The sequence below is a fragment of the Clostridium sp. X genome, assembly GCF_055755365.1.
On sequence record NZ_CM146912.1, the window covers coordinates 983336 to 995635 of the forward strand.

Annotated in this window: 15 protein-coding genes; 1 reads left to right on the forward strand and 14 read right to left on the reverse strand. The window is 28.3% G+C overall.

What is annotated here, in order from left to right:
- Positions 1-23: 23 nt before the first annotated feature.
- The 9 genes from lonC to ACX0KU_RS05085 all read right to left on the reverse strand — a co-directional run bounded on the left by lonC (position 24) and on the right by ACX0KU_RS05085 (position 7311).
- Entirely contained in the window at positions 24-1829 is a 1806-nt protein-coding gene (gene lonC, locus ACX0KU_RS05045) for a Lon family ATP-dependent protease (RefSeq protein WP_472992407.1), read from the reverse strand.
- A 175-nt stretch (positions 1830-2004) separates the two neighbouring features.
- Positions 2005-2448, reverse strand: coding sequence for a 50S ribosomal protein L9 (gene rplI / locus ACX0KU_RS05050; protein ID WP_472991801.1), 444 nt, complete (start codon positions 2446-2448; stop codon positions 2005-2007).
- Positions 2448-4436: a DHH family phosphoesterase gene (locus ACX0KU_RS05055; protein WP_472991802.1), complete on the reverse strand. Its 1989-nt coding sequence runs from the start codon at positions 4434-4436 to the stop codon at positions 2448-2450. The genes rplI and ACX0KU_RS05055 overlap by 1 nt, the downstream gene beginning before the upstream one ends.
- Position 4437: 1 nt before the next feature.
- Positions 4438-5439, reverse strand: a complete 1002-nt coding sequence (locus tag ACX0KU_RS05060) for a DUF2232 domain-containing protein (protein WP_472991803.1) — start codon at positions 5437-5439, stop codon at positions 4438-4440.
- Positions 5440-5450: 11 nt separating this feature from the next.
- Positions 5451-5768, reverse strand: a complete 318-nt coding sequence (locus ACX0KU_RS05065) for a MazG-like family protein (RefSeq protein WP_472991804.1) — start codon at positions 5766-5768, stop codon at positions 5451-5453.
- Positions 5769-5934: 166 nt separating this feature from the next.
- Complete coding sequence (gene rpsR, locus ACX0KU_RS05070) at positions 5935-6174, reverse strand: 30S ribosomal protein S18 (RefSeq protein ID WP_472991805.1); 240 nt, start codon at positions 6172-6174, stop codon at positions 5935-5937.
- A 37-nt stretch (positions 6175-6211) separates the two neighbouring features.
- The gene (locus ACX0KU_RS05075) at positions 6212-6667 is read right to left on the reverse strand and encodes a single-stranded DNA-binding protein (protein WP_472991806.1); all 456 of its coding nucleotides are present in this window, start codon (positions 6665-6667) and stop codon (positions 6212-6214) included.
- A 10-nt stretch (positions 6668-6677) separates the two neighbouring features.
- Positions 6678-6965: a 30S ribosomal protein S6 gene (gene rpsF, locus ACX0KU_RS05080; protein WP_472991807.1), complete on the reverse strand. Its 288-nt coding sequence runs from the start codon at positions 6963-6965 to the stop codon at positions 6678-6680.
- A gap of 145 nt (positions 6966-7110) precedes the next feature.
- Positions 7111-7311, reverse strand: coding sequence for a DUF951 domain-containing protein (locus ACX0KU_RS05085; RefSeq protein ID WP_472991808.1), 201 nt, complete (start codon positions 7309-7311; stop codon positions 7111-7113).
- Positions 7312-7733: 422 nt separating this feature from the next.
- Between ACX0KU_RS05085 and yyaC the strand changes: the two genes are divergently transcribed.
- On the forward strand, positions 7734-8339 hold the full coding sequence (gene yyaC / locus ACX0KU_RS05090; protein WP_472992408.1) for a spore protease YyaC: 606 nt from the start codon (positions 7734-7736) through the stop codon (positions 8337-8339).
- A 50-nt stretch (positions 8340-8389) separates the two neighbouring features.
- Here yyaC and ACX0KU_RS05095 read toward each other — a convergent pair whose 3' ends face one another.
- From ACX0KU_RS05095 to rsmG, 5 genes are all read right to left on the reverse strand, one after another.
- Complete coding sequence (locus ACX0KU_RS05095) at positions 8390-8896, reverse strand: DUF4446 family protein (protein ID WP_472991809.1); 507 nt, start codon at positions 8894-8896, stop codon at positions 8390-8392.
- Positions 8897-8931: 35 nt separating this feature from the next.
- Positions 8932-9777 (reverse strand): ParB/RepB/Spo0J family partition protein, encoded by an 846-nt coding sequence (locus ACX0KU_RS05100; RefSeq protein WP_472991810.1) that lies wholly within the window; start codon positions 9775-9777, stop codon positions 8932-8934.
- Between the two features lie 4 nt (positions 9778-9781).
- Positions 9782-10549 (reverse strand): ParA family protein, encoded by a 768-nt coding sequence (locus ACX0KU_RS05105; protein WP_472991811.1) that lies wholly within the window; start codon positions 10547-10549, stop codon positions 9782-9784.
- A gap of 198 nt (positions 10550-10747) precedes the next feature.
- Positions 10748-11527, reverse strand: coding sequence for a ParB/RepB/Spo0J family partition protein (locus tag ACX0KU_RS05110; RefSeq protein WP_472991812.1), 780 nt, complete (start codon positions 11525-11527; stop codon positions 10748-10750).
- A gap of 35 nt (positions 11528-11562) precedes the next feature.
- Positions 11563-12294, reverse strand: a complete 732-nt coding sequence (rsmG, locus tag ACX0KU_RS05115; protein ID WP_472991813.1) for a 16S rRNA (guanine(527)-N(7))-methyltransferase RsmG — start codon at positions 12292-12294, stop codon at positions 11563-11565.
- Between the last annotated feature and the right edge of the window lie 6 nt (positions 12295-12300).

Below are 12300 nucleotides of genomic sequence, written 5' to 3' on the forward strand. Positions count from 1 at the left end.
CTAGTTATCTAATAAAAGTTTTTTTAGAAAACTATCTCTATAAGTTCCTCTATATTATCTACTGCTTTAACCTGAATATCTTCTAATCCTACTGGTACTTCTTTCATATTGTCCTTTGGAACTATAGCAAGCTTTATTCCTTTTCTTCTAGCTCCATATATTTTTTCAAATATACCTCCAACAGGCTTTATTTTTCCTCTTAAAGATATTTCTCCTGTTATTGCTATATCTTGTCTTAATGGTTTATTTAAAAGTGCACTTATAATACATACAGTTATTGCAGCACCAGCTGAAGGTCCGTCTATTCGTCCTCCCCCTATTATATTAACATGAATATCATAATCTTTAATATCCTTATCTGTTATTTTTCTTATAACAGATGCTGCATTAAATACTGAGTCTTTTGCCATACTTCCTGCAGTATCATTAAATCTTACAACACCTTTTCCTTTGTCTTTTGCCTCAAAAGCAGCTGTTTCTATTTCTATAGTAGAGCCAATATATCCACTAACTCCAAGTCCATAAACATGACCAACTTCATATTCATGCTCACTTAAAACTTGTTCAAAAGGAGTTATTCTGCTTATAGATATTACTTCTTCAATATCCTTTTTAAATATCTTTATTTTATCTGTATTTTCAGATTTATTATTATATAATACATACCCATATGCATCTGATAATATATTTATAGCTTTTCTTCCTTCTATAGTGTATCTACTTATAAGTCTTGCTACTCCATCTTCTAAATCAATATTTAACTTGTCAGACGCATTATTAACTATATTCTCTATATCTTTAGGAGATAAAGGTTCAAAGTATACTTCTGTACATCTTGACCTTAGTGCAGGATCTATATCTTTAGGATCCCTAGTTGTCGCACCAATAAGTATAAAATCTGCTGGTGCACCATTATCAAATAAATATTTTATATACTTAGGTACATTTTCATCATCTGGATCATAATAAGAAGACGAAAACTCTACTCGTTTATCTTCTAAAACTTTTAAAAGTTTGTTTTGAAGAATTAAATCAAGCTCTCCTATTTCATCTATAAATAAAACTCCTCCATGAGCCTGTGTAACTAGTCCAGGCTTTGCTTCTGGAACTCCTATTTCTGCTAAATCTTTTTTACTTCCTTGATAAATAGGATCATGAACTGAACCTAATAATGGATTAGTTATTTCTCTTGGATCCCATCTTAATGTAGTACCATCAACTTCTACAAACTTTGCATCTTTATGAAATGGAGTATACTTAAGCTTCTTTGCTTCTTCTAAAGCAAGTCTTGCCGCTGTTGTCTTACCAACTCCTGGTGGCCCATAAAGAATAATATGCTGTGGATATGGTGATGCAATTTTAGATAATAAAGATTTTATTGCTCTTTCTTGACCAACAATCTCTGAAAACTCCTGTGGTCTTAGAAGTGCTTGAACATTATTAGTTAATTTTCTTGTATCTAACATTTCTAATTTAGCATATTTTTTAAGGGTCTTCGCATTCTCTGGACCCTTTCTTTTTCTTATTATATTAAGTCGAACTTCATCAATATATTTTTCTTGTTTTTCTATTACTGCATGTTCAACTTCTCTTTCAATATTACTTTCAATATATTTTTTTGCAACAACATCTACAAGTAACTTATTCGTGCTATCTATGACATCATAAATATTTTGTTTATCAGGTACTGTGTCTATCCCTTTACCTTCACTTACTATTTTGTTGATAGCATAAATTTTCTTAAATATATCATTACCGTGTAGATGTTTGTTTACTTTATATTTTATAATTCTTGCTCTTATTGTTTTTTCATCTATAACTTTTCTCATTACCTCATCTAATGTATCAACTTGTGTATCTAGAGGTATGTTATCTTTTAAATGCTCAATTGAGTTCTTTAACTTATCATCTAACATTGAGTATTTCAATATTATTTCCCTCTTAGAAAACCTTATTTAAAGGCATATTCTCAGAGGTATCCCCCCTTCGTCTTATCCTAATTTGTTATTCTGCTACAATAACAACCTTAACCTTAGTGGAAATTCCAGGGTATAGCTTAATATCTATATCATATGTCCCTAGGGTTCTTATTGTATCAGAAAGTATTTTCTTTTTATCTATATCTATCTTGTACTGCTTATTTAATTCACTAGCTATATCTTTACTTGTTATTGCTCCAAATAGCCTTCCACTTTCTCCTGCTTTACCAGATATTTTTACTTCTTTATTTCTCAATTCTTCTGCTACCTTTTGAGCAGCTTCAGTTTCTGCTAATTTCTTCTTTCTCTCTGCTTCTTGTTGTTTATTTAAAATGTGCATATTAGCATCTGTAGCTTCTTTAGCTAATCCTTTTGGTAATAAGAAGTTTCTTGCATAACCATCTGATGCATTTATAACCTCACCTTTTTTGCCTTGTCCTTTTACATCTTTTAATAATATTAATTTCATTATTCTTCACCTTCCCCTAAGTATTTATCAACAGCCTGTTTAAGTTGCTCTTTGGCTTCATTTATAGAAATATCTTTTATCTTAGATCCAGCTATAGTCATGTGGCCTCCACCGCCTAATTCTTCTAATATTACCTGAACATTTATATCACCAAAAGATCTGCCACTAATAAATACTTCATTATCTATTTTAGCAAGAACAAATGATGCTTGAACACCTGTAATATTTAGTAATTCATCCGCTACTTGTGCAGCTAATACATTATCTTTTATATCTGGTGGGCATATGGCAATAGCTATATCATTATTAACCTCTGCAGCACTCATGATTTCAGCCTTTTTAAGATAAGTTTCTAAATGACCAGCAAACATCTTTTTAACATCTATTATATCAGCTCCTAGCTGTCTTAAGTAAGCTGCTGCTTCAAAAGTTCTAACTCCAGTTTTAAAATAAAAGTTTTTTGTATCTACGTATATTCCAGCCATCATCATCTCAGCTTCAAGAGATCCTATGTGTTGTTTTGGATTACTTAGCATGTATTGTAACATTTCAGTAACTAACTCACAAGTAGATGATGCATAAGGTTCTATATAACTTAAAAGTGCACCATCAATTGCATCTATGGATTTTCTATGATGATCTATGATAACTAGTTTTCCTATTCGTTCTAATATCTCTTTATCTTGAACATATTCCTTACTATTTACATCAACTAATATAAGTAAACTATTTTTATCATATGTAGCTATACATCTTTCCCTAGATATAAATATCTGATTATACAATTCTCTCTTTTTAATTCTCTCTACAGGATTTTCTATACCACTATTAATCTTATCTAATATAATGTGACTTTCTTTCCCCAGACCTTTAGCTACACTATGAATTCCAATGGCTGCTCCCAGTGAATCTATATCTGGATTTGAATGTCCCATAATATATACATTACTACTTTCATTTATTAAATTAACTAAAGCATGGGCTATAACCCTAGCTCTAACCTTAGTTCTTTTCTCAACTTCCTTAGTCTTGCCTCCAAAGAATTGTAGTTTATCATTTATTTTAATAACTACTTGATCCCCACCCCTACTTAATGCTAATTCCTTTGCTGTTGTTGCAAATTCATAATTCTGCATTGGTGTTTCTCTTAAACATCCAACGCCAATACTTAAAGTAACTGCTAATTTATTTCCATAATTTATTTCTCTTACTTCATCTAAAATATCGAAGTTTTTTCCCATTTCTGACTTTATATTTTCGTAATATGTAACTACAGCATATTTACTAGATGAGTATTTAATAATCATTGCTTCTAGGCTTTGAGCGTAATTTTTTATTGTTCTCTCTATTTCAGCTGAAAGAAGAAGTGCTTTATCTGTCTCAGTAGTTTTGAGTACATCATCTAAATTATCTACTTCTATAAGCATAATAGAATCTTTTTTGTTTTCTCTCTCTATATTAATTTCCACTTCTTTAGTCACATTATAAAAATATAAAAGTATAACGTTGTCTTTTATACTTTTCGCTGAACTATCATTTATATTTACAAAAATATTGTAGTATTTTTCACCTATTTTTAATTGCTTAAAAACCCTTTTTTGTCTATTTACAATTTTGTCTATACTAATTTCATTTGTTATCTGTTCTACACTTTTTCCTAATATATCTTTATATTCTAATTCATCAACAAAATTTTGATTGTACCATAATATATTTCCTTCCATGCTCACAATAACTAAAGGAAATGGTGAATTTACTAGTACAGTTCTCATAGAGACATCCATTTTAGAGGAAAAATCCTCTAAGAACTTTTTCCATTCAGATTTTTTCGTTTTAGAAATTTTTATATTATAAGATATAAAAAATACATAAAATACTAAAAATAAGCTGCCAATGTAATAGTGTGCTAATATAAAAAATGTACTTATAGATACTGTTAAGATTAAAATATATACTTTAATATTAGGCATAAAAAAGTTATTCTTCATATTATTTCCTCGATTTAATTATTCTGATAGGGTTAGGATCTAGCTTTCTCAAATTAAATATTATATCCATCAATCCAAGTATTGAAAATGCATTTAAAAACATAGGTATAAATGACAATATTACTAATATTATTGAAGCTAATTTCTTTCTCATCTTAGCTCTCTCTATTAGCAGATATGCAAAATGGGCCATACCACTAAGTATGAAAACACCTTGAACAGCTATAGCTCCTATAGTCGCCATATACTCTCCAATACCTATTTCTCTTGAATATAATATTATTCCAATACACTGAATAATAATAAGTAACGCTGCAAATTTATTTGGTATATAAATCCTACTAAAAGGAATTATCTCCCTTACTTCAAAATTTAATCTCTTTAAAATCTTTTCTGTTATTAAATAATTTAAATAGCCTGTTACTAATCCTAATACTATTAAATACATCGGTAAAAATATAACTACATTTTTTAATGTAATCGCTTCTTTAAATTGCTCCACTACTTGAATTATTTCTGGCGATGCATTCATACTTATATATATTTCTTTTACTAAATCTGTTTGCTCTCTAAATTCATTTATAAATAGATTTATAGCAGCTATAATGCTTTTATTTAATATAAGCGCAGCATAAATCATAAATGTTACTATATTTCCTACTGCTGAAGCAATAGCTACTGTTATTATAGAAATAGTGCTACTTTTATTATTCTTAATACTATAACCTAAAGCATTTCCTATGATTCCATATGTAATACCCGAAGTTACTGCTGTTATAGGATCTAATATAAAAGATGTTAGAATAATACTCATAACCACAGAAATTAATGCTATTTTATATCCATGCTTTATATATAGCACCGTAATAGGGATAGGTAGTATGAACATCCCTAAACTCGATAATACTGGGATATAAGATGTCATAATTACAATTAAAAAGATTATTGTAAACATTAATCCTGTCTCAGCTATAACCTTTGATGAATATTTTGATTCTTCCATTTTCCCCTCCATTATCCCCTATCTTTTATATGATTATATAACTTGCTTAAATCCTTACTTTCTTTTTCAATAAAATCCTCTTCTGTTATTCCAAGCTTCAACTTTCTTTTTATATCTTCATCTACAGATAGATAAGAATAGCCTAGTCTCTCTCCTAACAAGTATAAAACTATTATCGCCCCTGAAATACATTCTAGAATTGCATCTTGTGCAACATTACTTCCCTTTGCTAGTAGTCTAAAAAAGTCTCCTATTATACAAATAAGCTCAGCCTTTAGATTTTCAATAATTTTAATGTTCGACATAATATTAAAATCTTGATTTTTCATATGATATCATCCCCTATGTAATCACGAATATAACCTATTTTAAAGGTCTATATATATATTTTAGTTATTTTTCATCTATTGTGCAACTTAGTTTTTTTATTCATAAACTTATAATTTTCTATAAACTAAAAAGCAGTGCCTTTATTGACACTGCTTTTAATTCACATTAATCTGTTGTGAATGGTAGTAAAGCTATATTTCTAGCTCTTTTAATAGCTAATGTTATTTCTCTTTGATGCTTAGCACAGCTACCAGAAATTCTTCTTGGAAGTATTTTTCCTCTTTCTGTAACGTACTTTCTTAATTTATTGATATCTTTATAATCTATTGTTCCTGTTTTATCTGCACAGAAAGAACAAACTTTCTTTCTTCTTTTTTTCATAGTTTTCTTATTATTGAAAGCCATATGTTTTCCCTCCTTACCTATGTTAATTAAGAATTAGTTAAAATGGTATATCACCATCATCAATTGGAGTAATATCATCTTCATATCCTCCTGATTGATTAAAATTACCGAATTCGTTTGATGGGTTAAAAGTATTCATTCCTGAATAAGATGGTTCTGGTCTGTTTTGGCTAGCATTTTTAGGTTCTAAAAATTGTACTTCATCAGCAACAACTTCTGTAACATACCTTTTAGTTCCATCTTTAGCATCATATGACCTAGTTTGAATAGTTCCACCCACACCTATAAGCTTACCTTTACCTACATAGTTTGCTGTATTTTCAGCTGTCTTACCCCAAACTACTACAGATATAAAATCTGCTTCTGGTTGACCTGGACTTTTAAACCTTCTGTTTACAGCTAAAGTAAAAGTTGTAACGGCTTTTCCTGTACCAGGAGTAAACCTTAACTCTGGATCTTTTGTTAGTCTGCCAACTAAAACAACTTTATTCATTTTGCACCACCTATTTTTCTGGATTAACTACTATAAATCTAATAACTCCATCTGTAATTCTGTATACTCTTTCTAATTCTTTAGGTAATTCTGGATTAGATTTAAAATTAATTAAAGTGTAATATCCATCGTTAACTTTTGCTATAGGATAAGCAAGTTTTCTTTTACCCCATTCATCAACGTTTTCTATTACTCCTCCACCATTTTCTATTACACCTTTGAATTTAGTTATGCTAGTTTTTACAGCTTCTTCATCTAAAGATGGGTGTAATATAAATATTGTTTCGTAATTTCTCATTGCATTCACCTCCTCCCTATGGACTAACGGCCGTAGATAATCAAAATGAGTATCACAGCAGGGACCACATTTCTTTATTTTATCATCGCAAACTTTAAAAATCAAGCAATTATTTCATTTTATTTTTTATTTCTTCAAGTTTCTATTATTCTTCAACTACATTTTTCTTTATAATCTTTTTTACTCCTTTTTCAAATTTACTTCTAGGAATCATTACTATTCTATCACAGCCCAAACATCTTATTTTTATATCTGCGCCTAATCTTGTTATTTCCCAATTTTTACTTCCACAAGGATGTACCTTCTTCATTTCGACTATATCACCTAATAAAAAATCATTTTGCATATAACTCTACCCCTTTATACTTATATATTGTTACTTTAAATACATCTTCATAATAAACTACATTACACTATTATATAATATAGATAATGTATTTATATTTATCAATAATATCTAGATAGCTATATTATTTCATCATAAAATTATATTTTACTATATAATTTTGTCACTTACACCTATATTTATATATTAAATACTATTATATCAAATTTTCAAAATATATAATTTAATATAATAGATTAAATTATATATTTTTTAAAAACTATATATAATTTCAAATTATTTAATACCTATAAATATAATACTTGTACTAAGACTGTGTATTTAATATAATGTTATAAATTTTTTACAAACTAATAAAATAAACAGAAATTTATGGAATAATAACTTCTTTTTTGGTAAATAATTCATAAAAAGGAGGTTTTATTTTGAATAAACATGTTATAAGTTCTATGGAAATAGATTCAGTGTATAAATTAAGAGACGCACTCTCTGCAAGAATCATTAAAATTCTAAGAGAAAATCGTCAAATTATTTTTTTATGTATTGGTACAGATAGATCTACAGGGGATAGCCTTGGACCATTAGTTGGAGAAAAGTTAAAAACTTTTATTAATGATGGCTTTAGTATTTACGGAACCTTAGAAAACCCTGTCCATGCTAAAAATTTATGTTCAATAATTGAAGAAATTAATTCTCGTTATAATAATCCTTACATAATTGCTATAGATGCATGTTTAGGCGCCATTCAGAATATTGGAAATATCATTGTAGAAGATAAGCCTCTATCACCAGGTGCTGCAATGAATAAACAACTTCCTAAAGTAGGAAATTTAAGTATAACAGGTATCGTAAATATTTCTGGAGCTTTAGAATTTATGGTACTACAAAACACAAGATTATTTACAGTAATGCATATTGCAGATATTATTTCTAAGGGAATTTATCATTCTATTTTAAAAACAGTTGGTCATAGAAAAACTTCTAATTTTCATCTTAATCTTTCCAATGCAGTATCAGAGCTAAAATAGGGATATTAATAAAAATATCCTAAGAAGATTTAACTCTTAGGATATTTTTATTAATTATATCTCTGCTTAACTGCATTATTTAATACTTCTTTCTCTTCTTCCGACAAATCATATCTTGATATACCTTTATCTATAGGTTTAGCATAAACAGTGCTATCATTTCTAGCATAGATTCCAGTTAGTATAATTCCATCATTATTATAATCTAATAATGCAACTGAGAAACTTAAGTCACTTCCCACATCTTCAAATGCCTTATATCTTATTATAGACACCTTCTGCATACAACCTTTTATTCTATCTTCTATTTGTCTATGTTCACTTCTTATATTTTCTGTTAGTGATTTTATTTCATCCATACTATCTAAATACTGAACTATTATTTCTTCTAGATTTTTATTATTTATTCCTCTTGTTAATTTTCTATATCTAGATTCTAGTCTATTAAGTGCCTTAAAAATAATTAATACTATAATTAGTAATATAAATGTAATTATAGACAGTCCAATTACTATATAAGGTTGTACATTATTTAGTAATGTCATAATATTACTCATTATGTCTTTCCTCCTCTAATGTTTCACGTGAAACATTATATCTTTAATATTTCTATGATTCTTTGTAGATCTTCTTCTGAATAGTATTCAATCTGAATTTTTCCTTTATCTCCACTATGATTAAATAAAACCTTTGTATTAAATAGATTTTCTAGTTTATATTTTAAATCATTGTAGTATGGACTAGTGTCTTCTATCTTATTTTTTATCCTATTAAGATTATCTGTCTTTATATTCTTTATTAAAGCTTCTACTTGTCTAACACTTAACTCTTCATCTATTATTTTTTGTGATATCTCATATTGAAGATTCTTATCTTCAATAGCTAGTAGTGCTCTCCCATGACCTTCTGTTATAACATTATCCACTAAATATTCTTGAACTCTGCTATCTAAATTAAGTAATCTCATACAGTTAGATATTGATACTCTTGACTTTCCAATTCTTTTACTTAATTCTTCTTGAGTAAGTGAAAAATCTTCAATTAATTTCTTATATGCAATAGCCTCTTCTATAGGATTTAAATCTTCCCTTTGTATGTTTTCTATTAATGATACTTCTAAAAGCTTTCTATCATCTAAATCTAAAATAACCGCTGGTATTTCTTTAAGCCCTACATGTTTTGCTGCTCTCCATCTTCTTTCTCCTGCAATAAGCATATAAATATCTTCTTCTTTTCTAAGTACTACAGGTTGAATAATTCCATGTTCTTTAATAGAATCTGCTAGCTGAATTATCTTTTCTTGATCAAAACTTTTTCTAGGCTGATCATTATTTGGTTTTATTAAGTTCATATCTACTTTTAAAATAGATTCTTCCTTTTTTACTTCCTCTGGTATTAATGCACCTAAGCCTTTGCCTAATCCAAATTTCTTATTCATACTCTCACACTCCCTGTTTGCTTAAAAATTCTTTAGTCAAATTTTCATAAGCTTCAGCACCTTTACATTTATCATCATAAAGCATTATAGGAAGGCCAAAGCTCGGAGCCTCTGCTAATCTTATATTTCTTGGAATGCTAGTCTCATAAACTTTATTTTTAAAATATTTACTGACTTCTGTTGCAACTTCATTACATAACTTTGTTCTAGTGTCATACATGCTCATAATAACACCTTCAATTTCTAAATCCTTATTCAAAGACTTTTTTACAAGTTGTATCGTATTTATAAGTTGTCCAACTCCTTCTAACGCATAAAACTCACATTGTATTGGTACTAATACACTATTTGCTGCAGTCAAGGCATTAATTGTTAAGAATCCTAAGGATGGTGGACAATCAATAAATATATACTCAAATTTTTCTTGTATCTTTTCTATTTTTTCTTTTAAAATGATTTCCCTCTTATCTTTATTAATTAACTCAATTTCAGCACCTACAAGTTCAATATTTGAAGGGACTATATAAAAATTATTTATTAGCTCACTTTCAATCATTGCCTCTTCTATTGAAATTTCAGATGCTAATACATCATATATCGAATATTTTAATTTCTTTTTATCTATCCCAAGTCCACTAGTAGTATTTCCTTGTGGATCTATATCTATAGTTAAAACTCTATGACCATTCATAGCTAAGTTTGTACATAAATTAATATTCGTTGTGGTTTTACCTACTCCACCTTTTTGATTAAAAATACATATAACTTTCATATTCCTACCTCCCTTACTATTTTTACTTATGTTAGTAAATAATAACTTAATTTATGTAGATACATTATTTTATAATTATTATATATACATTATAATCTCTAATGTTATATTTATAAACATGTTTCAATAAAAAACACCTAAAATTTTAATGAATTTTAGGTGTTTTGTTTCACGTGAAACAATTATAAAATTAATAAGCTATTTTTTAGGTATTGTTATTACAATTTGTACCTTTTCATCAGACTCCTGAGTCTTATACATAGCATGTACTCCAAACTTATCAAAAACTTGTTTTACAGTATTCATGTAGACTCTAGGGCTGAAAATTCCTTTTATTTTTTTCTTACCATCAGCAGCTAACTCTTGACCGTTTATCTTCAATAATTCCTTATCTATAAGTTGTTCTGTATTTTTAACATTTAAGTTTTTCTTAATTATAACTTTTAGAATCTTCTTTTGAATTTCTATTGTAGGCAATTTTAAAAGGGCTCTGGCATGTCTTTCTGTTAAATTACTTTTCAAAACCTCTGCCCTAATACTTTCATCCAACTTTAATATTCTCATCTTATTTGCAATTGTTGATTGTTTTTTTCCAATAATATTTGCTAATTCTTCTTGTTTATAATTATGTTGTTTTATAAGATTATAATAAGCTTCTGCTTCTTCTATAAAATTTAGGTCTTCTCTTTGTATGTTTTCTAATAGTGCAATTGCAGCCGAATCTTTATCATCAATATCTATAATAATAGCTGGTACTTTATCTAATCCTATTTTTTTAGCAGCTCTGAATCTTCTTTCTCCTGCTATTAATTCATATCTATCTTCCTCTATAAGTCTTACAGAAATTGGTTGTACTATTCCATATGCTTCTATAGATTGTGCTAACTCATTAATACTCTCATCATTAAAGTATTTTCTTGGTTGATAAGTATTAGGAATAATTAAGTCAGTAGAAATATATTTTATATGGTTTTGCATAATTCCCCATCCCTCTACAAAATTAATATTTAGCCTTACACTAAAGGATTTTTAGTAATACTACCTGCTTTTCGTGGATATTGCTTAGGAGTATTCTTTACCTTTTTGATTATAACTAAATTATGATTTAAATCACTATCTTCTATTTCTATCTCTATAATATCTTCTAACTTTCCGCCTAATAAACTAATTGCTTTTTTAGCTTCTTTCACTTCATCATTAACAGAAGGCCCCTTTAGTGCTACAAAATATCCTCCAACCTTTACATAAGGAATACACAGTTCTGATAATACAGTTAAGTTCGCAACAGCTCTAGATACTACTGCATCAAATTTTTCTCTATAAGGTAAACTTTGAGCAAACTCTTCTGCTCTGCCATGTATTGTATCTACATTTTTAATACCTATATTAGTTAATATATCTTGAAGCACGTTTATTCTCTTTTTTAATGAATCTAATAAAACCATCTCTACTTCTGGCCTTAGGATTCTCATAGGTATTCCTGGAAACCCTCCACCAGTACCAATATCAATAATCTTATTTGCTTGTTTTAGTGGTGCAAACTTAAATATTTTCATAGAATCAATAAAATGCTTCTTTATTATTTGTTCATCTTCAGTTATAGCTGTCAGATTTACTTTTTCATTCCACTCTTTTAGTAAATCTTTATATTTTATAAACTGATCGTATTTAGTTTTGTCAAATGTTAATCCTATATCATTAGCAGCAATATTTAATATATCATAATACTCATTATCTATATCCAAAGGATT